This is a genomic window from Alloalcanivorax sp. C16-1, from assembly GCF_046507805.1.
GTDB lineage: Bacteria > Pseudomonadota > Gammaproteobacteria > Pseudomonadales > Alcanivoracaceae > Alloalcanivorax.
In genome coordinates, this window is record NZ_JBKFTK010000001.1 from 23937 (window position 1) to 50498 (window position 26562).

The following is a 26562-nucleotide window of genomic DNA, read 5'->3' on the forward strand; positions in this document are numbered from 1 at the left end:
CGTTACGGTTGCCCGCGGCGTCAGGCCGGCTGGTCGGCCTCCGCCAGGTGCACGAAGCGGTCGCGCAGGCGGTAATCGCCCCGGGCGGAAATCCAGATGCCAGTGGCTTCCACGGTCTGGGTGTCGCCGGCGAACACCTTGGCTTCGACGAACAGCTTACGCCCTTCCAGCCGATTCAGCCGGGCCTCGAAGCGGATCTCCGTATTCAGCGGCGTGGGCGCCAGGTAACGAATATTGAGGGTGCCGGTCATGCCCAGGCCGGTGACGAAATCCTGGGTCTTGGCCATCAGCATGTCCAGGGCCAGGGCCAGCACGCCGCCGTGCACCTTGCCCGGCGGGCCCATGAACACCCGCCCGAAGGTGGCGCTGCCACGCACGGTGTCACCGTCCACCCACAGGGTCATGGGCGGCGACAGCGGGCTGGCCGGCCCGGACAGGATCTCGAACTCGGCCATGTCCAGGGCGTCCTGGCGGCTGCCCTGGCCGGTGATCAGCCGGCCCAGAATATCGCGCATGCCGCGGTGACCGTGGCTTTCCAGTTGCTCTCGCAGCGCCCGCGCCTGGGCGGTGTAATCGGCCAGCGCCGATTCGTCCGCGTCCAGGCGCACCAGCTGCTCGCTGATCGCCAGCAACTCCCGGGCCAGCGCCCGACGCTGCTCGGACACCGGCGTCGGCTCCGGGGACTCTCCGATGGGCAGATCAAAATAGTTGTAGGTTTCGTTGCTCATCAGCCCACCCACTTACGCGCGTTGGCGAACATCCGGAACCAGGGGCCGTTCTCGAAGCGGCGCCAGTCGTCCGGTATCCAGCTGTTCTGCAGCACCCGGAACACCCGCTCCGGGTGCGGCATCATGATGGTCACGCGGCCATCGCGGGTGGTGAAGCCGGTGGCGCCACGGGCGGAGCCGTTGGGGTTGGCCGGGTACTGTTCCGCCGGGTTGCCCAGGGTGTCCACGAAGCGCATCGCCAGCAGGCGGTTTTCCTCGTTGCGGTTGAGGGCGTCATCGCTGATTTCCACCCGGCCTTCGCCGTGGGCCACGGCGATGGGCAGGCGGGTGCCAGCCATGTCGCGCAGCAGAATGGACGGTGAATCCTGCACTTCCACCAGCGACGTGCGCGCCTCGAACTGTTCGCTCAGGTTGCGCACGAAGCGCGGCCAGTGCTCGGCGCCGGGGATCAGGTCCTTGAGATTGGAGAGCATCTGACAGCCGTTGCAAACGCCCAGGGCGAAGGTGTCCTCGCGGAAGAAGAAGCGGTTGAAGGCGTCACGCAGCTGCTCGTTGTAGAGCACCGTCTTGGCCCAACCCTCGCCGGCGCCCAGCACGTCGCCGTAGGAGAAGCCGCCGCAGGCCACCAGGCCCTTCATGTCGGCCAGGTCCACGCGGCCGGCCAGCAGGTCGCTCATGTGCACGTCCACGGCGCGGAAGCCGGCGCGGTCGAAGGCGGCGGCCATTTCCATATGGCCGTTGACGCCCTGCTCGCGGAGCACGGCGATGGCCGGTCGCGCGCCCGTGTTGATGTAAGGCGCCGCCACATCCTCGCTCATGTCGAAGGTGAGCCGCACATTCAGGCCCGGGTCATTGGAATCGGGCACGGCGTCGAATTCCTGGCGGGCGCAATCCGGGTTGTCGCGCAGCGCCTGGATCCGATAGCTGGTTTCCGACCACAGCCGCTGCAGGCCCCAGCGCGGGCGCTCGCGCAGCACCGCGCCGCCCAGGCGCAGACGCATCACGTCGTCGTCGTTGGGGGTACCCACGTGATGCACGCAGCCGGTCAGGCCGGCGTCCTCGTAGCGCTGGCGCACCGCGTCCACGTCCTCGCTGCGCACCTGGATCACCGCGCCGGCTTCCTCGGCGAACAGGGCGGCCACCGCCTCCGGGCCGTCACCGGCGATATTGTCGAGCACGATGTCGATGCCCACGCGACCGGCGAAGGCCATCTCCGCCAGGGTGGTGAACAGGCCGCCGTCGGAGCGGTCGTGGTAGGCCAGCAGACGGCCTTCGGCGAGCAGCGCCTGGGTGGTGTCGAAGAAAGCGATCAGATCCTGGGGGTCGTCCAGGTCCGGCGCCTCGTCACCCACCTGCCCGTACACCTGGGCCAGGGCGGAACCGCCCAGCCGGTCCTGGCCACGGCCCAGGTCGATGAGCAGCAGCTCGCTGTCCATACCGGTGCGGATTTGCGGCGTGGCGGTCAGGCCGATGTCGGTGACGGTGGCGAAGCCGGACACGATCAGCGACAGCGGCGCGGTGACGCTTTTCTCGATGCCGCGCTCCTGCCACAGGGTGCGCATGGACAGGGAGTCCTTGCCCACCGGGATGGCGATACCCAGCGCCGGGCACAGTTCCATGCCCACCGCCTCGACGGTGTCGAACAGGGCCTGGTCCTCGCCGGGGTGGCCGGCGGCGGCCATCCAGTTGGCGGACAGGCGGATATTGGCCAGCGAACCGATGTGGGCGGCGGCCAGATTGGTGAGCGTCTCGGCCACCGCCATGCGGCCGGCGGCGGGGGCGTTGACCAGGGCCGCCGGGGTACGCTCACCCATGGCCATGGCTTCACCGGTGCTGATGTTGTCTTGATTGGGGTTGTAGCCAGTGGCGGTGACCGCGCAATCGGCCACCGGCACCTGCCAGGGCCCGACCATCTGATCACGGTGCACCAGGCCGGTCACCGAGCGGTCGCCGATGGTGATCAGAAAACTCTTGGAGGCCACCGTGGGCAGGCGCATGACCCGCTCGATGGCGTCCTTGAGTTCGATGCCGTCGGTGCTGAACGGGCGGCGTTCGAAGTCCTCCCGATCAAAGGCGCGCTGCATTTTCGGCGGCTTGCCGAACAGCACGTCCATGGGCAGATCCACCGGCGCGTCGCCGAAGTGCTCGTCGCCCACCCGCAGGTGCTCCTCGCTGGTGGCCTCGCCGAGCACCGCGAACGGGGCGCGCTCGCGCTCGCACAGGGCGCTGAAGCGCTCCAGATCCTCGGGCAGCACCGCCAGCACGTAGCGTTCCTGGGCTTCGTTGCACCAGATTTCCACCGGGCTCATGCCCGGCTCGGCGCTGGGGATCCTGCGCAGCTCCAGCCGCGCGCCCCGGTCGTGGTCGTGGACCAGCTCGGGCAGCGCGTTGGACAGGCCGCCGGCGCCCACGTCGTGCACCGACACGATCGGGTTGTCGTCACCCAGGGCCCAGCAGCGGTCGATCACTTCCTGCACCCGGCGCTCGATCTCCGGGTTACCGCGCTGCACCGAGGCGAAGTCCAGGGTCTCATCGGACTCGCCGCTGGCCATGGAACTGGCGGCGCCGCCGCCCAGGCCGATCAGCATGGCCGGGCCGCCCAGCACGATCACCTTGGCGCCGTCGGGAATCTCGTTCTTGTGCACATGGCCGTCCCGTACGTTGCCCAGGCCACCGGCGATCATGATCGGTTTGTGGTAGCCACGGCGCTCGTCACCGTTGATGCCCGGCGCCTGCAGTTCCAGGGTGCGGAAGTAGCCGCACAGGTTGGGCCGGCCGAATTCGTTGTTGAAGGCGGCCCCCCCCAGGGGGCCGTCGATCATGATGTCCAGCGGAGAGGCGATGCGGTCCGGGCGGCCGTAGTCGTCTTCCCAGGGCTGCTCGAAGCCGGGGATGCGCAGGTTGGACACCGAGAAACCGGTGAGGCCGGCCTTGGGCTTGCCGCCGCGACCGGTGGCGCCCTCGTCACGGATCTCGCCGCCGGCGCCGGTGGCCGCGCCCGGGTGCGGGGCGATGGCGGTGGGGTGGTTGTGGGTCTCCACCTTCATCAGCATGTGCACCGGCTCGTTGACGTAGCGGTATTCCTGCTCGCCGTTCCGGTCCACCGGGAAGAAGCGGTCCGCCACCGGCCCTTCCACCACCGCCGCGTTGTCGCTGTAGGCGCTGAGCACGCCGTCCGGGGCGTGTTTGTGGGTGTTGCGGATCATCGCGAACAGGCTCAGCGGCTGGGCCTCGCCGTCGATGGTCCAGTCGGCGTTGAAGATCTTATGGCGGCAATGCTCGGAGTTGGCCTGGGCGAACATCATCAGCTCGGCGTCCGAGGGATTGCGGCCCAGGGCGGTGAAGCGCGACACCAGATAGTCGATCTCGTCGTCGGCCAGGGCCAGGCCCAGGGCGCCGTTGGCCTCGGCCAGGGCCTCGCGGCCGCCGCCGATCACATCCACCGTGGTCAGGGGCCGGGGCTGGTGGTGGGTGAACAGCCGGTCGGCGTCCTCCACCCGGTCCAGCACCGCTTCCACCATGCGGTCGTGCAGGGCGGCGGCCAGCTCCCGGCGCGGTACCTCGCCGTCCAGCCGCAGCCGGTACTCAATGCCGCGCTCCACCCGCGCCACCTTCTCCAGGCCGGCGTTGTGGCAGATGTCGGTGGCCTTGGACGACCACGGCGACACCGTGCCCGGCCGTGGCACCACCACGAAGACGTCCCCGTCCACCTCCGTCTCTTCCAGGCTCGGCCCGTAGTGCAGCAGACTGTCCAGCACCCGCCGTTCCCGTTCGTCGAGATCGGCGTTCACTTCCACGAAGTGCACATAGCGGGCGGACAGCGCCACCACCTGGGGCAGGGCTTCCAGCAGTTTTTCCTTACGAAAGGCGGACAGCGCCGGGCTACCTGGGAGGATCAGCATAGGATCGGCTTTTTCCATCGATGACTGTGGGTAAACGGGGAGACGACGGAGCCATGGGCTCCAAGGCCCGCAATGATAAGGGATGGAAGGCGGAATTCCTATTCGCCGAACCACCGGTCCTGGAGGTGGTCATAGGGTGCGCCAATGGGGCCAATACATCTTTGGTTACCCCTCGGCGGGGTGGATTTGCTGGATTTTTAAGCACTTGCCGTGCAAAATTCCGCCCGCATTACGTGATTGGGATCACAACCGGAGACCCTGCACGGCATGACCACACTGCTTAAACCCTCTTTTTTCCAAGGGGGTCGCCACAGTCTGGCCAGGCATTTGCTGGCCCCGCTCGCCCTGTTGGTGATCGTGGCGGCCACCATGGCTCTGCGCCCCGCCCCCACCGCCCTGGAACGGATCCAGGCGCGGGGCGAGCTCGTGGTGGCCACGCGCCCCTCCCTGACCACCGTCTATCGGGACTCCAACGGCCTCACCGGCATGGAGTACGAACTGGCCAAGGGCTTCGCCGAGCGCCTGGGCGTGGAACTGACCCTGCTCAAGGTGGACAGCACCGCCGCCCTGCGCAAGGCGGTGCGCGGCGGCCGCGCCGACCTGGCCGCCGCCGCCCTGCTGGCCGGCGAGGACGGCAGCCAGGGCCTGCGCTACAGCACCCCCTATCAAATCGTCGACACCCTGGTGATGTACCGGCTGGGCAGCCCGCGCCCCACCGCGCTCACCGATCTGGCCGGCAAGACCGTGGTGCTGCGCGCCGGCAGCCGCCACGGTGAGATGCTGGCCCTGGCCCGCGCCGAACACCCGGATCTGGACTTCAAGGTGGTGGAAAAAGGCTCCGCCGAGCAGGTGCTGACGCTGCTGGAACAGGGCGAGGCGGACTACGGCCTGGTCAACTCCAACGCCTATGCCATGCACCGGGCCCTGTTTCCGGACCTGGCCTCCGGCTTCACCCTGAACCGGGACCAGGGCCTGGCCTGGGCGTTCAACGACGGCGGCGACCGCACCCTCTACCTGGCCGCCCAGCGCTACCTGACCCAGGTAAAGGCCGACGGCACCGCCGAGCGTCTGGCCCAGCGCTTCTACGGGCAGATGGAACAGATGGATCTGTATTCCGCGCGCAGCTTTATCCGCCATCTGGACGATCGCCTGCCCAACTACACCGCGGACTTCCGGCAGGCCGCCGACAGCGCCGGTTTCGACTGGCGCCTGCTGGCCGCCATGGCCTACCAGGAATCCCTGTGGGACGCCCAGGCCATCTCCCCCACCGGGGTCGAGGGCCTGATGATGCTGACCACCCGCACCGCCCGGGAAATGGGCGTCAGCGACCGCACCGATCCGGCCCAGAGCATCCGCGCCGGCGCCGGTTACCTGCGCCAGCTGCACGACCGGGTGCCGGACCGCATCCAGGAACCGGACCGCACCTGGATGGCCCTGGCCGCCTACAACATGGGCATGGGGCACCTGGAAGACGCCCGTGTGCTGACCCAGCGCCAGGGCGGCGACCCGGACCGCTGGGCGGACGTGAAAACCCGCCTGACCCTGCTCGATCACCCGGCCTATGTGAACCAGTTGCGTTACGGCGCCGCCCCCGGCGGCCAGGCGGCGGTCTATGTGCGCCATATCCGCCACTACTACGACCTGCTTGTGCGCGCGGACAATTCCGAGCGCCACGGTCAGACCCTGGTGGCGGCCAGCGAATAACCCTCCGGACGGGCGATCCGCCGGGGATCGCGGTCGAACGACCGCGACGCCCTCAGCCGCGACGCCGCCGAAAGAACGTCCGCAACAGTTCGGCGGCCCGTTCCGCCGCCACGCCGCTCACCACTTCCACCCGATGGTTGTAGAAGGTCCGCTCCGGCAGGCCCAGCTGGCTCTCGCAGACGCCGGCGCGGGGCTCCCGGGCGCCGTACACCAGCCGCGCGATGCGGGCGTGCATCAGGGCACCGAAGCACATGGTGCAAGGCTCGATGGTCACGTACAGGGTGGCGCCGGGCAGCCGGTAGTTGCCCTGGCGGGCGGCGGCGTCGCGCAGCGCGTTGACCTCGGCGTGGCCGGTGGGGTCGTGGGCGCCGATGGGCCGGTTCCAGCCCTCCCCCAGCACCTCGCCATCGCGCACCACCAGCGCCCCCACCGGCACCTCGCCCTCGGCCCCGGCCCGTTCCGCCAGCGCCAGCGCCCGATCCATCCAATACTCGTCGTCTTGCATAACCCGCCACCTTGTTCTGCGTGCGGCATAGTAGACGGCTGCAAGCTGCAAGCTGCAAGCCGACGCCGGCCGAAGGCCGCGGGAAAGCCCGGCAGCCCGGACCTTTCAACTTTTAACTTTGAACTTTCAACTGGCCATCGACCGGCACACCGCCTTCGCCCCCCAGCTTGCGGCTTGCAGCTTGTGGCGTGCCTGCCGCTTTCCGCTACAATCGTCGCTCACCCGCCGCGCACCCGCGGCGACCCTTCGCGACATTGAGGAGCCGCCACCATGACGACTCTGGGCACCCCCTACGCCGCCGGCGCCACCCGTGTATTGCTGCTGGGCTCCGGGGAACTGGGCAAGGAAGTCACCATCGAGCTGACCCGACTGGGCTGCGAGGTGATCGCCGTGGACCGTTACGAGAATGCCCCGGCCATGCAGGTGGCCCACCGCCACCACGTGATCAACATGCTCGACGCCGAGGCGGTGCGCGCCGTGGTGGAGCAGGAAAAACCCCATTACATCGTGCCCGAGATCGAAGCCATCGCCACCGACGAGCTGATCAAGCTCGAAGAGGAAGGCTTCAACGTGGTGCCCACCGCCCGCGCCGCCCGCCTGACCATGAACCGGGAAGGCATCCGCCGGCTGGCCGCCGAGGAGCTGGGCCTGCCCACCTCGCCCTATCGCTTCGCCGGCGACAAGGAGGAGTACCTGGCGGCGGTGAAGGAAGTGGGCCTGCCGTGCGTGATCAAGCCGGTGATGTCCTCCTCCGGCAAGGGCCAGAGCCTGGTGAAAACAGAGCACGACATCGACGCCGCCTGGGACTACGCCCAGTCCGGTGGCCGCGCCGGCCAGGGCCGGGTGATCGTGGAAGGGTTCGTGGAATTCGAGTACGAAATCACCCTGCTGACGGTGCGCCACGTGGGCGGCACCAGCTTCTGCGCGCCCATCGGCCACCGCCAGGAAGACGGCGACTACCGGGAGTCCTGGCAGCCGCAGCCGATGAACGACGCCGCCCTGGTGGAAGCCGAGCGCCAGGCACGGGCGATTACCGACGCCCTGGGCGGGCGTGGCCTGTTCGGCGTGGAGCTGTTCATCAAGGGCGACCAGGTGTGGTTCAGCGAAGTGTCGCCGCGCCCCCACGACACCGGCCTGGTGACGCTGATGTCACAGGACCTGTCCGAGTTCGCGCTGCACGCCCGGGCGATCCTGGGCCTGCCGGTGCCGCTGATTGAGCAGCGCGGTCCCAGCGCGTCGTCGGTGTTGCTGGTCAAGGGCGACTCCAGGGACATGCGCTACGGCGGCCTGGAGAACGCCCTGGCGCAGCCGGACACCGACCTGCGCCTGTTCGGCAAACCGGAAGTGAGCGGCAGCCGCCGGCTGGGCGTGGGCCTGGCCCGGGCCGACAGCGTGGAACAAGCGCGCGTCAAAGCGAACAAAGTGATCGCGGCCATCAACGTGGAGCTCTGAGCCCCACGCCCGGCCCACGGTTTAACTCAAGGCCCCACGGTTTAACGCAAGGAGAGGTTATTCATGTATCGGGACACCCACAGCAAGGTGATCGGCTATTGCCTCTGGATCTTCGGCTTCATGGGCGCGCACCGTTTCTACTACGGTCGCCAGATTACCGGCACCATCTGGTTCTTCACCCTGGGGCTGTTCTTTATCGGCTGGATCATCGACCTGTTCCTGATCCCGGGCATGGACCGGGACGCGGACCTGCGTTACCGCTCCGGCCCCACCGACTACAACATCGCCTGGATCCTGCTCACCTTCCTGGGCATCTTCGGCCTGCACCGCTTTTACCTGGGCAAGTGGATCACCGGCATCCTCTACCTGTTCACCGCCGGTCTGTTCGGCCTGGGGATTCTGTATGATTTCTGGACCCTGAACGGGCAGGTCAGCACCAAGAACATGATGCAGGGATCGCTTTGAAAATCGGCTACAAGCTGCAAGCTGCAAGCTCCAAGCAGGAGCCCGCTCGCTTGTAGCTTGTAGCTTGTAGCTAGTTCTTCATCGCATACCGGCCGGCGCCCAGGAAGCACAGCGCCACCGCGGTAAACAGGTACATGCCCTGCAGCTCGATGGCCCAGCCGCCGTTGCCGCCCAGGGCGAACACCTGCCCCATGTGCGCCAGGGCAATGGCCACCAGCATATTGCCGACGATGATCGCCGCGCCGATGCGGGTCTGGTAGCCGATGATCACCATGATCGGCGCGATCACTTCCCCGATAAACACGCCATAGGCGAGAAAACCGGGCAGGCCCACCCCCTGCAACATGCCGGCGATGCCGCCGACGCCATGCTGCAACTTAAAAATGCCGTGCAGCAGAATCATGATCCCCAGGGCAAGGCGCAATACCAGTTTGCCCACGTCCGCGTTTTGCATGGTCTCTCCTTTAAGGTTCCCAACCGAAGGCTGATCGCGCTCTATTGAACGGCTTTCCTGTAAAAAAGGAAAGACACGGGCCGGCGCTTGCGCCTTTTTATGCATGATTCCCTGGCCCTCGCCCGTCGCTTCCCACCCCGGTGCATGTCCGAATCGCCCCTTGCCCATGCCCTCTTTTTAGATGATGATCATCATCAATAGATAAATGACGATCATCATCTAACCAGGAGCCCATCATGCGCGTTAGCAAGGAACAGGCCGCCGCCAACCGCGAACGCATCGTCGAACAGGCCGCCCGTCTGTTCCGCGAACGGGGCTTCGACGGCATCGGCGTGGCGGAACTGATGAACAGCGCCGGCCTCACCCATGGCGGTTTCTACGGCCACTTCGACTCCAAGGAACAGCTGATGGCGGAGGCCTGCGAACACGCCATCGGCATTACCGGGAAGCGCTGGCGCAAGCTGCTCGCCGGCGACGAAGGGCCGTCCATGGACGCCCTCGCCGGTCGCTACCTGTCCCGGCGCCACCGGGACCACGCGGGCGATGGCTGCGTGCTGGCCGCCCTGGCCGGCGAGGCAACCCGCCAGAGCCCGCCGGTGCGTGGCGCTTTCACCCGCAGCGTGCGCCGCTTTATCGATCTGATCGACGGCGCCCTGCCCGGCCGCCGGGCGGCCCTGCGCCGTCGCAAGGCGGTGGCCGCCACCGCCGCCATGGTGGGCGGCCTGATTCTGGCCCGGGCGGTGGACGACGACGCCCTGTCCCGGGAAATCCTCGACGCGGTGCACGCCGAACTGCCCGGCACCACCGCGCCCAAACCCTGAACCGACTTCAAGGAATACTTCATGACCACGCTCTCCGACATGACCGGCCTGCAGGTTCTGCAACACGCCCTCCAGAACGACACCCACCGGGGCATCGGCCACACCATGGAATTCGCCCTGGTGGAGCTGGAAGAAGGCCGGGTGGTGTTCGAAGGCCAGCCCACGGAAAAGGTCTATAACCCGATCGGCACCGTGCACGGCGGCTACGCCGCCACGCTGCTGGATTCCGCCTGCGGCTGCGCGGTGCATTCCACCCTCGACGCCGGCCAGGGCTACAGCACCGCCGAACTGAAAGTGGCCTACCACCGGGCCATGACCAAGGACACCGGCCCGGTGCGCGCCGAAGGCAAGGTGGTCACCAAGGGCCGGCGGCTGGCGTTCGCCGAAGCCCGGCTCACCGACGCCGCCGGCACGCTCTACGCCAGCGCCACCTCCACCCTGATCCTTCTCTGAGGCCCACGCCATGAGCCAGGTCGCCACCGCCCCGGCCAGCGCCCGCGCGCCGGCACGCACCCAGCGCATTCTGCACGGCCCGGTGCTGCCGACGCTGCTGGCCCTGGCCGCCCCCAACCTGGTGGTGATGCTGGCCCAGGCCACCGCCAACTTTCTGGAAAGCTACTACGTGGGCCTGCTGGGCGTGGACGCCCTGGCCGGCGCCGCGCTGGTGTTCCCGCTGGTGATGTTGATGATGATGATGTCCGCCGGTGGCATCGGCGGCGGCATCTCCTCGGCCATCGCCCGCGCCCTGGGCGCCGGCGACACCGAGCGCGCCGACGCCCTGGCGCTGCACGCGACGGTGATCGCCACCGTCCTCGGCCTGCTCTGCTCGGCACTGGTGATTCTGTTCGCGCGGCCGCTGTACGCCCTGCTCGGTGGCGAAGGCGCCGCCCTGGACGCGGCGGTGGCCTATTCCACCGCGCTGTTCTGCGGTGTCACCTTTCTGTGGCTGATGAACGGCCTGTCGGCGGTGCTGCGCGGCGCCGGCAATATGCGCGCCCCGGCCTGGGTACTCACCGGTGGCGTGCCCGGGCTGCTGGTGCTGTCGCCGGCGCTGATCTTCGGTGTCGGGCCGTTGCCGGCGCTGGGCATCGTCGGCGCCGGCCTGGCCCTGGCCATTTACTACCTGGTCGCCACCCTGATTCTGCTGGTCGTGCTGGTGCGCGGCCACGGCGGCGTGCGTCTGCGGCGGGGTCTCGCCCTGCGCCGTGATCTGTTCGCCGCCATTCTCGGCGTCGGCCTGTGGTCGTCGCTGAACACGGTGCTCTCCAACCTGTGCGTGATGGCCGCCACCTTCTTCGTGGCGCGCACCAGCATGGAGGCGCTGGCCGGCTTCGGGCTGGGCATCCGCATCGAGTACCTGCAGATCCCCATCGTGTTCGGCTTCGGCACCGCCCTGGTGGCCATGGTCGGCATGAACCTGGGCGCCGGCCAGGCCCACCGCGCCCGGCGCATCGCCTGGACCGGCGCGGCGGTGGCCTTTATCGCCACCGAGGCGGTGGGGCTGACCGCCGCCGTCTTCCCCGAGCCCTGGCTGCGGCTGTTCACCGACGACGCCGAAGCGATCGCCACCGGCGCCCTCTATCTGCGCACCGTGGCCCCGGCCTACGGCTTCCTGGGCGTGGGCCTGGCCCTGTACTTCGCCAGCCAGGGCGCCGGACGCATGACCTGGCCGCTGCTGGGCAGCGCCGTGCGTTTGGGTATTCTGATCGCCGGCGGCACCTTGATGGCGTGGCTGCGCCCCGGTGACCTGGCCGCGCTGTGCGCGGTGATGGTGGCGGCGCTGGTCGGCATCGCCCTGGTCAATGGCCTGCCCTGGCTGCGCCAGTTGCCCGGCGGCCCCTTACTGAAACTGGTCCCTTGAAACCGGGAGACACACCATGAAAGCCGTGATTGCTGCTTACGCCCGCTCTCCGTTCCATTTCGCCAACAAGGGTTTGCTCGCCGGCGTGCGCCCGGACGACCTGGCCAGCCAGGTGGTGCGCGGTCTGCTGGCACGCACCGACCTGGACCCGGCGCTGCTGGAGGATGTGATCCTCGGCTGCGCCTATCCGGAGGCCGCCCAGGGCAACAACCTGGCGCGCATCGTCGGCCTGCTCAGCGGCCTGCCCGAGCAGGTCGGCGGCATGACCGTGAATCGCTTCTGCGGCTCGTCCATGTCCGCCATCCACATCGCCGCCGCGCAGATCGAGGCCGGCCTGGGCGACGCCTATCTGTGCGTGGGCGTGGAATCCATGACCATGGTGCCCCAGGGCGGTTTCAACTTTTCTCCCAACCCCTGGCTGCGGGAGCATACCGACGCCTACATTTCCATGGGCCTCACCGCCGAGAACGTGGCGAAACGCTATTCGATCCCCCGCGCCGACCAGGAGCAAATGGCCCTGGAATCCCACCACAAAGCCGCCGCCGCCCGGGAACAGGGCCGGTTGAGCGACGAAATCGTGGCCATCGACAGCGGCGATGGAAACCGCATCACCGAGGACGGCTGCATCCGCCCCACCACCTCCCTGGAGGCCCTGGCCAAGCTGCCGCCGGCCTTCGACGAAAGCGGGGTGGTCACCGCCGGCACCTCCTCACCGCTCACCGACGGCGCCTCGGCGGTGCTGGTCACCAGCGAGGCATTCGCCGCCCGTTACCGGCTGGCGCCCAGCGCGCGCATCCTCGCCATGGCCAGCGCCGGCTGTGATCCGGCGGTGATGGGCCTGGGCCCGATCCCGGCCACGCAAAAAGCCCTGGCCCGCGCCGGCCTCAGCGCCGACCACCTGGACGTGGTGGAAATCAACGAAGCCTTTGCCTCCCAGGCGCTGGCCTGCATCGGCGAGCTGCGCCTGAACCCGGCCACCGTCAACCTGGATGGCGGCGGCATGGCCATCGGCCACCCGCTGGGCGCCACCGGCGCGCGCATCACCGGCAAGGCCGCCGCCCTGCTGCAACGCCACCACGGCCGCTACGCCCTGGCCACCCAGTGCATCGGCGGCGGGCAAGGCGTGGCCACTCTTCTGGAAGCCCTGTAAATGTTCTCTTCCCCCCTGGCTGCCCGCTTGCGACACCGGGGCGTTCACTACGCCTGGGTGATCGCCGGCGTCACCTTTCTCACCATGCTCTCCGCATCGGCGGCGCTGGGCATGCCGGGGGCTTTTTTACGCCCGCTGGGCGACGAATTCGGCTGGAATACGGAACAGATTTCCTCGGCACTGGCCCTGCGCTTCGTGCTGTTCGGCCTGATGGCACCGTTTTCCGCCATGCTGATCGAGCGCTTCGGCCTGCGCCGCATCATGACCAGCGCGCTGCTGCTGGTGGCCGCCGGCCTGGCGCTGTCCACGCAAATGACCCGGCTCTGGCATCTGGTGCTGCTGTGGGGCGTGGTACTGGGGCTGGGCTCCGGGCTGATCGCTCTGGTGCTGGGCGCGGTGGTGGCCAACCGCTGGTTCGAACGGCACCGCGGCCTGGTGATCGGCATGCTCACCGCCAGTGTCGCCACCGGGCAGTTACTGTTCCTGCCGCTGGCCACCTGGCTGATCGAGCAGGCCGGCTGGCGCTGGGCGCTGATGCCGGTGGCGCTGTGCTGCGCCGGCGTGGCGGTGCTGGTGGCGCTGCTGGTGCGCGATCATCCGCACCAGCTGCAACTGCGGCCGTTCGGCGCCGTGGACGACGGCAGCCCGGTCAGCGCGCCGCCGGCCACCGCCCCCATGTCGTTTCTGGAACCGCTGCGGCTGCTGCGCGGCGCCCTGCGCAACCGGGTGTTCTGGGTGCTGTTCGGCACCTTCTTTATCTGCGGGCTGAGCACCAACGGACTGATCCAGACCCACTTTATCGCCTTCTGTGGCGACTTCGGCCTGTCGCCGCTGCCCGCCGCCTCGGTGCTGGCGCTGATGGGCGCCTTCGATCTGGTCGGCACCATTCTGTCCGGCTGGCTTTCCGATCGTTTCGACAACCGCAAGCTGCTGTGCTGGTACTACGGCCTGCGCGGGCTCAGCCTGTTCTGGCTGCCGTTCTCGGATTTCAGCCTGTACGGCCTGTCGCTGTTCGCCCTGTTCTACGGGCTGGACTGGATCGCCACGGTGCCGCCCACGGTGAAGCTGGCCGGGCGCGCCTTCGGGCCGCAGCGGGCGGGCATGCTGTTCGGCTGGATCTTCGCCGGCCATCAGCTCGGCGGCGCCCTGGCCGCCTACGGCGCCGGCCTGTCGCGCACCCTGCTGCTCACCTACACGCCGGCGTTCGTGGCCGCCGGCGCCGCCTGCCTGCTGGCCGCCGTGGCGGTGTTCCTGATCCGCAAGCCGGCCGGGCCGGCCACCGCCTGAGCGCGGCTCACAGCACCTCGAATACGCTGTACAGCGGGCCGTCCGGATAGCGGTGGCCGGTGGCCACCGCCACCGTGTGATTCAGCCCGTCCAGGGTCGGCGCGGCGGTTTCAAAGCGCACCGCGGCGCGGAAGTAATACTCGGCGGGGTCCACCGCCTCGCCGGCGGCCAGCCGCGTCATCACCGCCTCCGGCCCGTGCCGGTAACCGTTGTAATGCATACCGATGGTCAGGCCGTCGACGGTTTCCAGCACCAGCCGCACATCCAGGGTGACCACGCCGTTGTCGCGGAAGGTCAGCCAGTCGCTGCCGCCGCTCAGCACCCGGCCGTTCAGTGCCGGCCGTTCGCTTTCAAATTCCCCGCCGGTGACCACCGCCACCCGACGGCGCCCGAACGGCGTCTCGCCCAGCTCCTGGGGCGGCGCCACGGTCATTTTGATGGCGAACAACGGACGGGTGTCGATACGGCCAAGGGCCGCCGGCGCGGCGTCGAGCAAAGCGGGCATGGAGCACTCCTGTTCAGTCCGGGCGAAGAACCCTGGACAATAGCACGACGCCGGGCGAACGCTTCAGCCGGCCACGGCGGTGAAGTCCGGCTGCTGCTGCTGGAAATACTCGATCAGCCGTTCGGTGAGCCCGTCCAGCAAACCAGTGTGATCGCCGACCGGGGCGGCGACGATCTGCCGGCCTGGCGGGACGCCGGCGTCGCCGGCCAGCTGATCGCCGGCAGTGCCTACGGCCTGACGGCGGGCGTGCGCACCCACTCACCCTTGTTCTATGCCCACCTGCAAATGAACAAAGGCGCCACCGCCGAGATTCCCGCCGACTTCCGCGAGCGCGCCCTCTACGTGGCCGACGGCACGGTGGAAGTGGGCGGCCAACCGGTGACCACCGGCGGCATGGCCGTGCTCAGTCCCAAGGCGTCGTCGGTACGCGCGGTGGTGCCCGCCACGGTGATGGTGCTGGGCGGCGAACCGCTGGGCGAACGGTTCCTGTTCTGGAATTTCGTGTCCTCGTCCAAGGACCGCCTGCGGCAGGCGGCGGAAGACTGGCAAGCGGGCCGCATGAAGCTGCCGGACGCGGACGACCAGGAGTTCATTCCGCTGCCGTCCACGGATGCTCTGAATCACTTCCGATAATTGAATCACTTCCGATAAAGGACCGGCCCGCTCAAACCTGATCCAGCAACCGCATCCAGATCACCTTGGCCTCCCGCTGGTAGGCGCCCATGCGTTCAATCAGCCGATGGCGGGGGCGGTTGTCGATCAGAGTATCGGGCAATAACGGGTCGAGCAGAATCAGGCGGATGGCGGCGCGGCCGAGCTGCAGACTTTCGGTGGCGGCGTCCGTTTCCGGGCGGCGCGACAGGGTTTTGTGGCTGGCGGCCAGCTGCCGGGTCATCTGCCGGTATTGCTGCTTGAGCGCGGGGCAGTCCCAGAGGCGCCGGGCCCGCTTTTCGTCCGCGCTGGACAGCTCGCCGACCGCGAACACCCGTGCCTCCTCGGCCAGTCCCAGGCGCGCCAGGTCCTTGCGCAGGCCGTCCACGCCGCCGCTCAGGTTGTCCGGACGCAGCCGCAGGCCGGTGTCGCCGAGCAATCGAAAGCCGCGCAGCGCCAGGGCCCGTTCATGGTGGCGCCAGGCGGTTTTGTCGCGGCGCGGCACGGCGGTGTCGAGCACCGCCACCCAGCCACCGTTCCAGTCCCGCACGCGCTGCTCCCGGCGCAGCCAGTTTTCCACCTCGCCGAACAGACCGCGGGTGGCGGTGTCGAGACGATACAGGCCGCGTTCCGGATTGGTGACACGCCCTTTTCGCTGCAGTCGGTTCAAGGCCACGCGCACGTTCTGCGCGCGCATGCCGAACAACTGGCCGGCGTAACAGAGCGCCGCCACCGAAAGCTGGCGGTGGTCATGGGTGGCCAGCAGATCCAGCACCAGTTCGGTGGCGCTGAGCGCGCCGCCGAGCGGACCGTCCTCGAGGTCGCTATTACTGTTCTTGTCATTGTTGGACATATTATGAAATGCACCCTACTTTGGACCGACGCATAACGACAACGAGAGCCTGGAGCACGCCCGTGCCAACGTCTTCTGTGGTTACCGAAACCGACGGTGCAATCCGCACGATCATCATCAACCGCCCGGGAAAACGCAATGCCGTCGATGCCCCCACCGCCGAAGCGCTACGCGCCGCCTTCCTGGCGTTCGACGCGGACGACAGCGTCCGCGTGGCGGTGCTCACCGGTGCCGGCGCGCATTTTTGCGCCGGCGCCGACCTGACCGCCCTGGGTGATCCGCAGCGACGCAACCGGGTCGAAGCGGAAGGCACGGGGCCGGGCCCCATGGGCCCCACCCGACTGCGGCTGAGCAAGCCGGTGATCGCCGCCGTGTCCGGCTACGCGGTGGCCGGCGGGCTGGAACTGGCGCTGCTGTGCGACCTGAGAGTGGTGGACCGCAGCGCGGTGTTCGGGGTGTTCTGTCGGCGCTGGGGGGTGCCGCTGATCGACGGCGGCACGGTCCGGCTGCCACGTTTGATTGGTCAGAGCCACGCTCTGGATATGATTCTTACCGGTCGCCCGGTGGACGCCGACGAGGCCCTGCGGATCGGCCTGGCCAATCGCCTGTCCGAGGGCGATGCGCTGCACGACGCCCGTGCCCTGGCCCGCCGCATCGCCGGCTTCCCGCAACAATGCATGAACGCGGACCGGGCCTCCGTCCACGCCCAGTGGGACTACCCGCTGGACGAGGCGCTGCGGCGCGAGGGCGCCGGCGGTTTTCCCATCGTATTTGAAGAAGCGCTGGCCGGTGCCGACCGTTTCGCCAAAGGCGCCGGTCGCCACGGCAAGTTCGAGGACAGCGACCTGGACCAGGGGTACGATAGTACCGGGTCAACCATGGAACGAGACGATGAACATTAAAGTGATGTCCTTCGATGTGTTCGGCACGGTGGTCGATTGGTTCGGCACCATCGAACGGGAAGCGCGGGCACTGAATCTTCCAGTGCCCGCCGATCAGTTCGCGCTCGCCTGGCGCGAGGGCTACAAGCCGGCCATGGCCCGCATCGTCTCCGGAGAGGCGCCCTGGGCGCTGATCGACGACATCCACTTCTCGATTCTCGAACAGATACTGCAACGGTTCGGCATCGATGATCTCGACAACGATCAGAAACGGCATTTGAACCTGGCCTGGCATCGCCTGGATCCCTGGCCGGACAGTTCGCCGGCGTTGCACCGGCTGAAACAGCGCTTTACCACCTGCACCCTGTCCAACGGCAACCTGTCGCTGCTGGAAGATCTGGCCGCCCACGGCGACCTGCCCTGGAGCCGGATTCTCTCCGCCGAGACCTTCGGCACCTTCAAACCGGACCCTCGCATGTACCTGGGCGTGGCCGAAACGTTCCAGGTCGAGCCGCAAGAGGTTCTGATGGTGGCCACCCACCAGGATGATCTGGAAGCCGCCCGGGACGCCGGCCTGCGCACCGCCTACATCAAACGCCCGCTGGAATACGGACCCACCGGGCCCGCCAAGCAATTTTCCGAGGACCACGATTTGCTGGCCGAGGATATGCTGGACTTGGCGGAACAGCTCGGCTGTTAATCCGCGCTACTCCACCCGCCACCACATGGGCAGCAGGGCGCGCACCTGACGGCGGCCGAAGCGGTCGTCGATCAGATGCACCACACCCTGGTCGTCGCCGGTGCGGATCACCCGGCCGGCGGCCTGCACCACCTTGCGCAGGCCGGGGTACAAATAGGTGTAGTCGTAGCCGTCGCCGAACAGGGCCGCCAGCCGTTCCTTGAACTGTTCGTTCACCGGGTTCACCTGGGGCAGCCCCAGGGTCGCCACGAAGGCGCCGATCAGTCGCCGGCCGGGCAGATCGATGCCCTCGGAGAACGCGCCGCCCAGCACCGCGAACCCGACCCCTTCGCCACCCTCGTGGAAGCGGTCCAGAAACGCCTGGCGGGCGGTTTCGTCCATGCGCCGTTCCTGGGCCCACACCGGAATGTCCGGCCACTGCCGGCGAAACACCTCCAGCGTCCGGTCCAGATAGTCGTAGCTGCTGAAAAACGCCAGGTAGTTGCCGGGCCGTTGCCGGTACTGCTCGCCGATCAGGGTGGCGATGGGCGCCAGGGACGCCTGCCGGTCCCGGTAGCGTGTGGAGATGCGCCGGGCGATGCGCACCTGCAGCTGCTCGGCGCGGAACGGCGACGGCACATCCACCCAGGCGGTGCTGTCCGGCAGACCGAGCAGGTCCCCGTAATAACGGGCCGGGCTGAGCGTGGCGGAGAACAGCACCGCCGCCGCCGCGCTTTCAAAGCGCGGCGCCAGCAGCGCCGCCGGCACCACGTTGCGCAGGCACAGCCGGGAGCCGGGCCGGCCCCGGGCCGGGGTCAGCCGCTCGCTGTCGAACAGGAAGGCGTCGCCGTCGTAAAGCTCCGCCACCCGGTTGAAATGCAGCGCATCAAAGTAGAAGCGGGTGAGGTCGCCGTCCAGGGGTTCCGGGTGCTCGGCCATGTGGTCGTTGATGGCGGCCAGCATCTGCTGCAGGGCCAACAAAAACGCCTGGGGCGGGTCGTCGTGGACCCGGTAATCCTGCTCCGGCCAGGCGGCGTCGATGTCCTGGTTGAGGGCGTTCCACTGGCGGTTGAGCCGGTCGAAGGCGCCCTTGAGCGCCTTGGGCACCGCGCGCTTCACACGGCGGAAAGCGATCTGATCCAGCTCGGCGGAGTACATGCCCCGGGCCCGGTCCACCAGGTTATGGGCTTCGTCCGCCAGCACCGCCACCCGCCATTGGTTTTCGGTGGCCAGGCCGTGCAGCAGCGCCGACAGGTCGAAGAAATAGTTGTAGTCGCCCACCACCAGGTCGCTCCAGCGGGCCATTTCCTGGCTCAGATAGTAGGGGCAAACCTGATGGTCCAGGGCCAGCTCGCGCAGCCGCGCCCGGTCCAGCATGGCCTCGCCGGCGGCGGCGGCGCGGGCCGCCGGCAGCCGGTCATAGAAGCCCGCCGCCAGCGGACAGGATTCACCGTGGCAGGCCCGGTCCGGATGCTCGCAGCTTTTTTCCCGGGCGATCAGTTCCAGGGTACGCAGGGGCGGGTCATCCGGGCCCGGGTCCGCCGGGCCGGCGGTGAGGGTGCGCACCGCGTCCAGGGCCAGGCGCCGGCCCGGGGTCTTGGCACTGAGAAAGAACAGCTTATCCAGGCCCTGGCCGGGGGCCGCCTTGAGCAGCGGAAACAGGGTGCCCAGGGTCTTGCCGATGCCGGTGGGCGCCTGGGCCAGCAGCGCGCGGCCGGTGCAGGCGGTCTGATACACCGACTCCGCCAGCACCCGCTGGCCCGGACGAAAGTCCGCATGGGGAAACGACAGCGTGGCCAGCCAGGCATCCCGGTCCCGGCGATGGGCCAGTTCCCGGTCCGCCCATTGCAGAAACCGTTCGCACTGATCCTGAAAAAACGCCTGCAGATCGGCGGCGGCGTGGGTCTCGCGCAGGGGCGTTTCCTTCTGCTTGACCACGTCGAAATAAACCAGCGCCAGCTCGATCTCCTCAAGCCCTTTTTCCCGGCACAGCAGGGCGCCGTAAATTTTCAGCTGCGCCCAGTGCAGGGCGCGATGATTGGCGGGCTGCCGCGCCAGATCGCCACGAAAGGTTTTGATCTCTTCCAATCGCCGGCGCGCCGGATCGTAGCCATCGGCGCGGCCGCGCACCTTGAGATGGCGGTGCTCGCCGCTCAGCGCCACTTCGCTTTGATAGCCCTGGCCGCGCCGGCCGGTGACGGTGGCGTGGCCGGCGATGCCCTCCTGGGCGGTGGGCGACGGCGTGAAACGCAGGTCCAGATCACCGGCCTTGGCGGTGAACTCGCATAGGGCGCGCACCGCCACGGTGTAGGTGGTTGCTTCGCTCACGGTACTCACCCCGCCTCCCAGGCCACCTTGCAGACCACCGCCGGCATGCCCTGCTCGGCGAAGTAGCTCAGCCAGCGGCGCTGGTTGTCCTGCAGCCGGTCACCGGGGCCCTTCACCTCGATCATCCGATAGTCGCCGCGCTCCGGAAAAAACTGAATCAGGTCCGGCAGGCCGGCACGGTTGGCCTTGATGTCACGCAGCAGGCGTTCGCCATGGCGGGCCAGATGAGCGGCGGGAATGCAGTCCAGGGCCAGCTCCAGCAGCGGCTCGGACAGCGTGCCCCACTGCACCAGCGGCGATTGCACGCCCTGCTTGCGCTGGAAGGTATCGAGAATACGCCGCCGGTGGCGGCCGCTTTCCAGATCGGCGAAGGCGGCGGCGAACAGGTCCCGGCGCCGGGCCACGAAGTCCGGCCGGTGCAGGTCCGCCGGGCCGCTCTGGAACGGGTGGAAGAAAGCCCCGGGCAGGGGCGCGAACAGGGCCTCCCAGCACAACAGGCCGAACAGGCCGGTGAGCAGGGTGTTCTCCACGTAGAACACCGGCGCCCGGTCGTCATGGAAATGCTCGGCCACCGCTCCCTCCACGCGACCGGCGCGCATCAGATTCAATAGCGGCAAGGTCAGCGACCACTCCCGGGTGGCCAGCGGCGCCGCCCGGGCCGGCCGGGGCAGCCCCAGCTTGCGGTGCAGGCGGGGCAGCAACCGGCCCAGGGACTGGCGCTCCGCTTCGCTTTCCGGGCGGGCGGCGGCCTCGCCGGCCAGGGCCAGAGCGGCCTGGTATTCGCCGCGCCGCTCCAGCACCCGCAGCCGCCGGGCGCGGGCGTCCGGGTGCTGGCATTGCGCATACAGGGCTTCGGCCCGTTCCAGCTGATCCTCCCGTTCCCACTGCCGGGCCAGCTGGTAGCGCAGCTTGTGGCGGCGCTCCTCCACCCAGGGGTTGCCGGTGTCGCCGGCGGGCAGATCGGTGACCACCGCCGCCACCGGTTCGCCGGCCTCGAACCGCTCGCGGCAGGCGTGCACCGCCAGCCAGGCGTCCAGGTCGGCGCGGTGACGGTAGGGCCGCGTGGTGGCGTCCAGGCGCACGCGCTCGTAGCGGAAGGTGCCCAGCTCGGTGAGCACGAATTCGCGCCAGTCCTGGTACAGGTTGCCGAAGAACATCAGCCGCAGGCGCTCGCACACCGGCATCACGGTGAGCCGCCAGGCCGCCGGCAGGTGGCCGTCCGGGTCCCAGGCCGGCAGCGGGCGGGGCGCCGGCGCCGGTTCCGCCAGGGCCGCCAGCCAGTCCGCCTTGCGCCCGCGAGGGTCGAGGCCAGCGGCGGCCAGGCGGGGAGCCAGAGCGCGCCCCAGCTCCGCTTTGGTGTAGAGGCGGAACAGTTCTTCCAGGGTCAGATCGCCGTCCCGGCGAACCCAGCCGGCCGCTTCCAGCGCCGTCAGCGCCGGCGTGGCCGGACCGATCTCCGGATAACGGAGTTTGTCGGCGCGGAACAGCTCGCCGCTGCGCATCACCATGCGCGTCAGCAGCGCCCGGGGCGCCACCGGCAGCGCCTCGAAGCCGTTCAGGAAGGCATTTTCGTCGGCGTTCAGCAGGTCCCCATGGCAGGCCACCACCCAGTCCAGCACAGCCTCGAAGTTGCGCAGGTAGTAGAGCGGATCATCCAGGGTGGCGGGGGCGGCAATACTGTCCATTTGGCTAGTATAAGGGAGCCCGTCGCCGGGATGCGAGTGTCAGGCACCGCGCGATCAGGCGGTGAGGCGCGCCAGGGCCTCACGGATTTCGGCGTCGTCCCGGGGCCTTACCAGCCGCGCCACCTCCTCACCGTCGCGCAGAAAGATCAGCGTCGGCCACAGCCTGACCCGATACGAACGCCCCAGGGGCCGGCCCTTGCCGTCTTCCACCTTGATGTGTTCCAGGTCCGGGTGCTCGGCCAGGGCCGCCTGGATCAATGGCTGGGCGGCGTGGCAATGGCCGCACCAATTGGTGCCGAACTCCAGCACCCGGGCGCCGGGGTGCGCGTCCACGGCGGCGCGGTCCAGGGTTTCCGGCTGGTAATGGGATTGGTAGGCCATGGGCGTTGCTCCGCATTGGGGGCTCGGGTCGGCAAGCATACACCGACCGGGCCGGCGCCCTTCAAGTGGGTGATGACCGGTCAGTGGCGGCGCGCCCGCAGGGCACGCAGGGGCGCGGCCAGCGCCAGGGCGATCAGGCCGCCGAGCAGCGCCAGGGCCATGTCCTTCTGGGCGTCCCAGGGGTCCCCCTGGGTGCCCAGAAAGGCGTCGCTGCCGTCGCCGAAGGCCACCGCCGCGCCCCATTCGATCAGTTCATAGATCATCGAGCTGGCCAGAATCAGGGAGAACGCGAAGAAGCCGGCCCAGGCGCCGCGCATCCCGATACCGTTCCGGCACAGCTCCCGCAGCGGCAGCACCAGCAGCACCCCGTACAGACAATGCAGCACGCGGTCGTACTGATTGCGCTGCCAGCCCAACACTTCGTCGATGCTGACGCCGGCCAGGTGCCGGGCCCAGGCGTCATAGGGCACCTGTGAGTAGGTGTAGTGGGCGCCGATTTCGTGGAGCACCAGGAACAGGGTGATCAGCGCATAGCTGCCGGCGGAGAATCGGAACCAGCGGCGCGTGCCCCACAGGGCGGCCAGGAACAGGGCCACCACGGCGTTTTCCATCAGCCAGGTTTCCCGTTCCACCGGCGCCACCGCCAGCGCCGCCATCACCACCAGCAGAATCGCGGAGCACACCGCGAAGGTTTTGCGTTCGTCCATGTTTTTGCCGGCACCCGGTTCAACGTTTTTGGTGTCCGGAGCTTACCACTGGAGGGGAGGACGCCGAAGCATCGCGCGGCCCAAAAGCGTCGCGACTGAAGTCGCTCCTAGCGGATCTTCAACCGTAGGAGCGGCTTCAGCCGCGATGCACTAAGGCGCCACGTAGGCGGTTTTCACCGTGGTGAAGAACTCGGCGGCGTAGCGACCCTGTTCCCGGGAGCCGTAGCTGGAGCCCTTACGGCCACCGAACGGCACATGGTAATCGACGCCGGCGGTGGGGGTGTTGACCATCACCATGCCGGCCTCCGCGTGGTGGCGGAAATGACTGGCGTGTTTCAGGGACGTGGTGCAGATGCCGGCGGACAGGCCGAACTCGGTGTCATTGGCCAGGGCCAGGGCGTGCTCGTAATCGTCCGCCGCCAGCACGCAGGCCACCGGGCCGAAGATCTCTTCCCGGGCGATGCGCATGGTCGGGTCGGTGTCGGCGAACAGGGCCGGCGCCATGTAGAAACCGTCGCTGCCGCGCTGCAGACGCTCACCGCCGCACACCAGGCGTGCGCCCTCCTCGCGGCCGATGTCCACGTAACCCAGGTCCTGGTCGAGCTGGCTCTGGTCCACCACCGGGCCGATGTCGGTGCCTTCACCCAGCGCGTGATCCACGGTCAAACCGGCCAGCCGCTGCTTAACGCCCTCCACGAAGCGGTCGTGGATGCCCTTCTCGACAATAAACCGGGACGAGGCGGTGCAGCGCTGGCCGGTGGAGAAATAGGCCCCCTGCACCGCCACTTCCACGGCCCGGTCCAGGTCCGCGTCGTCGAGCACCACCAGCGGGTTCTTGCCGCCCATTTCCAGCTGCAGCTTGGCGAAGCGGGCACCGGCGGTGGCCATTACCCGGGCACCGGTGGTGCCGGAGCCGGTGAAGGTGATGGCGTTGACGTCCGGGCTTTCCAGCAGGGTCTGGCCGACCACGCTGCCGCGCCCCATGGTCAGGTTGAACACGCCTTCCGGCAGGCCGCTGCGGCTGATGATCTCGGCCAGCGCCCAGGCCGAGCCGGGCACCAGGTCGGCGGGCTTGAACACCACGCAGTTGCCGTACGCCAGGGCCGGCGCGATCTTCCAGGCGGGGATCGCGATGGGGAAATTCCAGGGCGTGATAATGCCCACCACGCCCACCGGTTCGCGGGTGATGTGCACGTCCATGCCGGGGCGCACCGACGGCAGGGTCTCGCCGCCGGGGCGCAGCACTTCACCGGCGAAGAAGCGGAAGATCTGCGCCGCCCGGTTCACCTCGGCAATGCCTTCCGGGAGGGTTTTGCCCTCTTCCCGGGACAGCAACCGGCCCAGTTCTTCCTTGCGGGCGGCCAGTTCCAGACCGATGAAATCCAGCGCCTCGGCGCGGGCCTGAATGCCGCCCCGGCGCCAGGCCGGAAAGGCGGCCCGGGCGGCGGCGATGGCCTGGCGGGTCTGCTCGGCGTCGGCCTGGGCGTACTCATCGATCACGTCCGTGGTATCGGACGGATTGATGTCGGGCCGGGCGCCGGCGCCCCGGGTCCAGGCGCCGGCGATAAAATTGTTACGCATGGTCGATCAATCTCCCAGGTTGGCCGTGCGCGCGGTGCGCTTGCGGAACGCGGCCCACAGCGGCAGCACCAGGAACAGCGCGGTAAGAATCAGGAAAATGGTGCTGGGCACGCTGTTAACGAAGGCCATGTAGTCACCCCGGGCCAACAGCAAACCACGGCGGAAATGCACTTCCATCATCGGCCCGAGAATAAAGCCGAGCAGCAACGGCGCCGCCGGGAATTTCAAGCGGATCAGGAAGTAGCCGATCACCCCGAAGAACAGCGCGGTGTAGATATCGAACACGCTGGAGCGCACCGAGAACACGCCGATGCAGATAAAGAACAGCATGGCCGGGTACAGCACATGGTAGGGAATCGACAACATGCGCACCCACACCCGGATCAGCGGCAGGTTCAGCACCAGCAGCATGATGTTGCCGACGCCGAAGCTCACCACCAGACCCCAGAACATCTCCGGATTGCTGGTTACCAGTTCCGGCCCGGGGCTGATGCCGTGCAGGATCATGGCGCCGAGCAGCACCGCCATCACCGCGTCGCCGGGAATGCCCAGACTCAGGGTGGGAATGAACGCCGCCTGCACCGCCGCGTTGTTGGCGGATTCCGGGGAGGCCACGCCGCGCAGCTCACCCTTACCGAAATTCTCCGGATTCCTGGCCAGTTTCTTCTCCGCCGCATAGGCCATGAAGGCGGCAATCGCCGGGCCGGAGCCGGGCAGCGCGCCGACGAAGGCGCCAATGCCGGAACCACGCAGGATGGTCTTCCACAGGCCGTTCCATTCGTGCCGTTTGGGCAGCATGGATTTGAAGGTCAGGCCACTGGCCTTGAGCGGGGAGCGCTTTTCCTGGCCCAGGTTGGCGAGGATCTCGCCCACCCCGAACAGCCCCATGGCCAGGGCCACCAGACTGATGCCGTCGGACAGCGCCAGCACGCCGAAGGTGAAGCGCTCGGTGCCGGAGGTGTCGTCGGTGCCCACCAGCCCCAGGGCGATGCCCAGCATCACCATGGTCATGCCCTTGAGCGGCGAGCCCACGGACAGGGTGGACGCCGCCACCAGGCCCAGCAGCATGATCGAGAAATAGTCCACCGCGCCGAAATCCGTGGCGAAGGACGCGATCATGGGCGTAAACCCCAGCACCATGAAAATCGCCACGATGCCACCGCAGAACGAAGAGATGGCGGCGGTGAACAGGGCCACGCCGGCGCGGCCCTGCTTGGTCATCTGGTTGCCGTCGATACAAGTGACCGCCGCCGATGCCGTGCCGGGCAGGTTAAGCAGAATGGCGGCGATGGAGCCGCCGTACTGGGCCCCGTAGAAAATACCGGCCAGCATGATCAGCGCGATCGGCGGAGACAGGTAATAGGTCATCGGCAGCGCCAGGGAAATCGCCGCCAGCGGACCGATACCGGGCAGCACGCCCACGAAGGTGCCGACCAGCACGCCGACGAAACAGAACAGCAGGCCCTGCCAGGAAAACGCGACCTCGGCGCCGAGCGCCAGATTGTGAAGGATATCCATCAAATCACCACTCGAACGGGGCCACCGGAATGCCGAAGCCGTAAATGAACACCAGGACGCCGAGCACGCTCAGCCCCACCGCGGTGGCCACCGCCGCCACCGGCCGCACCGGCTTTTCCGCCAGCGACACCAACAGCACCAGCGCCACCGTGGCGGGCACCAGCCCGGCCCGCTCCAGCAAGGCGGCGAACGCCACGAAGCCGGCGCAGATGGTGAGAATGGGGCGCGGAATCCAGAATTGCTCTTCGCTTCTTTCCGAATGCCACACTTCCAGCACCAGCAGCACGGCGAACAGCATCAGCACCGAGCCGATCATCACCGGGAAGAAACCGGGGCCCATGCGCCGCAACGAACCCATGTCGTAGCCGCTGCCCTGGACAATCACATAGAGACCAAGCAGGCCGAGCAGCAGCGCCGCGCACACCTGCAACCAGTTAATGGAACGTGCCATTTATTATTCTCCT

General features: G+C 68.1%; 24 protein-coding genes. 11 read left to right on the forward strand and 13 right to left on the reverse strand.

Annotation, left to right across the window (positions count from 1 at the left end; all coding sequences use genetic code 11):
• Positions 1-20: 20 nt before the first annotated feature.
• Positions 21-728, reverse strand: a complete 708-nt coding sequence (locus tag ACLD0W_RS00120; protein WP_410305490.1) for a PaaI family thioesterase — start codon at positions 726-728, stop codon at positions 21-23.
• A complete protein-coding gene (purL, locus tag ACLD0W_RS00125) occupies positions 728-4630 on the reverse strand; it encodes a phosphoribosylformylglycinamidine synthase (protein WP_410305491.1) in 3903 nt (1300 codons plus the stop codon). The genes ACLD0W_RS00120 and purL overlap by 1 nt, the downstream gene beginning before the upstream one ends.
• Before the next feature lie 267 nt (positions 4631-4897).
• On the opposite strand from purL, the gene mltF reads away from it, so the two are divergent.
• A complete protein-coding gene (mltF, locus tag ACLD0W_RS00130) occupies positions 4898-6334 on the forward strand; it encodes a membrane-bound lytic murein transglycosylase MltF (RefSeq protein WP_410305492.1) in 1437 nt (478 codons plus the stop codon).
• A gap of 52 nt (positions 6335-6386) precedes the next feature.
• Here the strand turns inward: mltF and tadA are convergent, their stop codons facing one another.
• Complete coding sequence (gene tadA, locus ACLD0W_RS00135; protein WP_410305493.1) at positions 6387-6839, reverse strand: tRNA adenosine(34) deaminase TadA; 453 nt, start codon at positions 6837-6839, stop codon at positions 6387-6389.
• 270 nt (positions 6840-7109) lie between these two features.
• Between tadA and purT the strand changes: the two genes are divergently transcribed.
• Entirely contained in the window at positions 7110-8291 is a 1182-nt protein-coding gene (purT, locus tag ACLD0W_RS00140) for a formate-dependent phosphoribosylglycinamide formyltransferase (protein ID WP_410305494.1), read from the forward strand.
• Positions 8292-8354: 63 nt separating this feature from the next.
• A complete protein-coding gene (locus ACLD0W_RS00145; protein WP_410305495.1) occupies positions 8355-8756 on the forward strand; it encodes an NINE protein in 402 nt (133 codons plus the stop codon).
• A 70-nt stretch (positions 8757-8826) separates the two neighbouring features.
• Here the strand turns inward: ACLD0W_RS00145 and ACLD0W_RS00150 are convergent, their stop codons facing one another.
• Positions 8827-9210 (reverse strand): DoxX family protein, encoded by a 384-nt coding sequence (locus ACLD0W_RS00150; RefSeq protein WP_204427263.1) that lies wholly within the window; start codon positions 9208-9210, stop codon positions 8827-8829.
• 236 nt (positions 9211-9446) lie between these two features.
• On the opposite strand from ACLD0W_RS00150, the gene ACLD0W_RS00155 reads away from it, so the two are divergent.
• From ACLD0W_RS00155 to ACLD0W_RS00175, 5 genes are read left to right on the forward strand one after another with little or no spacing between them, the layout of a single operon-like run.
• Positions 9447-10031: a TetR/AcrR family transcriptional regulator gene (locus ACLD0W_RS00155; RefSeq protein WP_410305496.1), complete on the forward strand. Its 585-nt coding sequence runs from the start codon at positions 9447-9449 to the stop codon at positions 10029-10031.
• A 21-nt stretch (positions 10032-10052) separates the two neighbouring features.
• On the forward strand, positions 10053-10484 hold the full coding sequence (locus ACLD0W_RS00160; RefSeq protein WP_410305497.1) for a PaaI family thioesterase: 432 nt from the start codon (positions 10053-10055) through the stop codon (positions 10482-10484).
• 10 nt (positions 10485-10494) lie between these two features.
• A complete protein-coding gene (locus ACLD0W_RS00165) occupies positions 10495-11892 on the forward strand; it encodes an MATE family efflux transporter (RefSeq protein WP_410305498.1) in 1398 nt (465 codons plus the stop codon).
• A gap of 16 nt (positions 11893-11908) precedes the next feature.
• The gene (locus ACLD0W_RS00170) at positions 11909-13042 is read left to right on the forward strand and encodes a thiolase family protein (RefSeq protein WP_410305499.1); all 1134 of its coding nucleotides are present in this window, start codon (positions 11909-11911) and stop codon (positions 13040-13042) included.
• Positions 13043-14329 carry an MFS transporter gene (locus ACLD0W_RS00175; RefSeq protein ID WP_410305500.1) on the forward strand — a complete coding sequence of 429 codons (1287 nt, stop codon included), beginning with the start codon at positions 13043-13045 and terminating at the stop codon, positions 14327-14329.
• 7 nt (positions 14330-14336) lie between these two features.
• On the opposite strand, the gene ACLD0W_RS00180 is transcribed toward ACLD0W_RS00175, so the two are convergent.
• Positions 14337-14834: a DUF3237 domain-containing protein gene (locus ACLD0W_RS00180; protein ID WP_410305501.1), complete on the reverse strand. Its 498-nt coding sequence runs from the start codon at positions 14832-14834 to the stop codon at positions 14337-14339.
• 147 nt (positions 14835-14981) lie between these two features.
• On the opposite strand from ACLD0W_RS00180, the gene ACLD0W_RS00185 reads away from it, so the two are divergent.
• Entirely contained in the window at positions 14982-15467 is a 486-nt protein-coding gene (locus ACLD0W_RS00185) for a pirin family protein (RefSeq protein WP_410305502.1), read from the forward strand.
• A gap of 31 nt (positions 15468-15498) precedes the next feature.
• Here the strand turns inward: ACLD0W_RS00185 and ACLD0W_RS00190 are convergent, their stop codons facing one another.
• The gene (locus ACLD0W_RS00190; RefSeq protein WP_410305503.1) at positions 15499-16338 is read right to left on the reverse strand and encodes a PaaX family transcriptional regulator; all 840 of its coding nucleotides are present in this window, start codon (positions 16336-16338) and stop codon (positions 15499-15501) included.
• A gap of 62 nt (positions 16339-16400) precedes the next feature.
• Here ACLD0W_RS00190 and ACLD0W_RS00195 point away from each other — a divergent pair, with 62 nt between their 5' ends.
• Positions 16401-17240, forward strand: coding sequence for a crotonase/enoyl-CoA hydratase family protein (locus tag ACLD0W_RS00195; RefSeq protein WP_410305504.1), 840 nt, complete (start codon positions 16401-16403; stop codon positions 17238-17240).
• The gene (locus tag ACLD0W_RS00200; RefSeq protein ID WP_410305505.1) at positions 17230-17919 is read left to right on the forward strand and encodes a haloacid dehalogenase type II; all 690 of its coding nucleotides are present in this window, start codon (positions 17230-17232) and stop codon (positions 17917-17919) included. Before ACLD0W_RS00195 ends, ACLD0W_RS00200 begins: the two co-directional genes overlap by 11 nt.
• Before the next feature lie 6 nt (positions 17920-17925).
• Here ACLD0W_RS00200 and ACLD0W_RS00205 read toward each other — a convergent pair whose 3' ends face one another.
• From ACLD0W_RS00205 to ACLD0W_RS00235, 7 genes are all read right to left on the reverse strand, one after another.
• Positions 17926-20226, reverse strand: coding sequence for a helicase C-terminal domain-containing protein (locus ACLD0W_RS00205; protein ID WP_410305506.1), 2301 nt, complete (start codon positions 20224-20226; stop codon positions 17926-17928).
• Positions 20227-20231: 5 nt separating this feature from the next.
• The gene (locus tag ACLD0W_RS00210; RefSeq protein ID WP_410305507.1) at positions 20232-21911 is read right to left on the reverse strand and encodes a VRR-NUC domain-containing protein; all 1680 of its coding nucleotides are present in this window, start codon (positions 21909-21911) and stop codon (positions 20232-20234) included.
• A 54-nt stretch (positions 21912-21965) separates the two neighbouring features.
• On the reverse strand, positions 21966-22292 hold the full coding sequence (locus ACLD0W_RS00215) for a thioredoxin family protein (protein WP_410305508.1): 327 nt from the start codon (positions 22290-22292) through the stop codon (positions 21966-21968).
• An 80-nt stretch (positions 22293-22372) separates the two neighbouring features.
• On the reverse strand, positions 22373-22999 hold the full coding sequence (locus ACLD0W_RS00220) for a DUF2238 domain-containing protein (RefSeq protein ID WP_410305509.1): 627 nt from the start codon (positions 22997-22999) through the stop codon (positions 22373-22375).
• Positions 23000-23149: 150 nt separating this feature from the next.
• Complete coding sequence (locus ACLD0W_RS00225; protein WP_410305510.1) at positions 23150-24580, reverse strand: aldehyde dehydrogenase family protein; 1431 nt, start codon at positions 24578-24580, stop codon at positions 23150-23152.
• A 6-nt stretch (positions 24581-24586) separates the two neighbouring features.
• A complete protein-coding gene (locus tag ACLD0W_RS00230) occupies positions 24587-26098 on the reverse strand; it encodes a tripartite tricarboxylate transporter permease (RefSeq protein ID WP_410305511.1) in 1512 nt (503 codons plus the stop codon).
• A gap of 4 nt (positions 26099-26102) precedes the next feature.
• Positions 26103-26549, reverse strand: coding sequence for a tripartite tricarboxylate transporter TctB family protein (locus tag ACLD0W_RS00235; RefSeq protein ID WP_410305512.1), 447 nt, complete (start codon positions 26547-26549; stop codon positions 26103-26105).
• Positions 26550-26562: the final 13 nt, after the last annotated feature.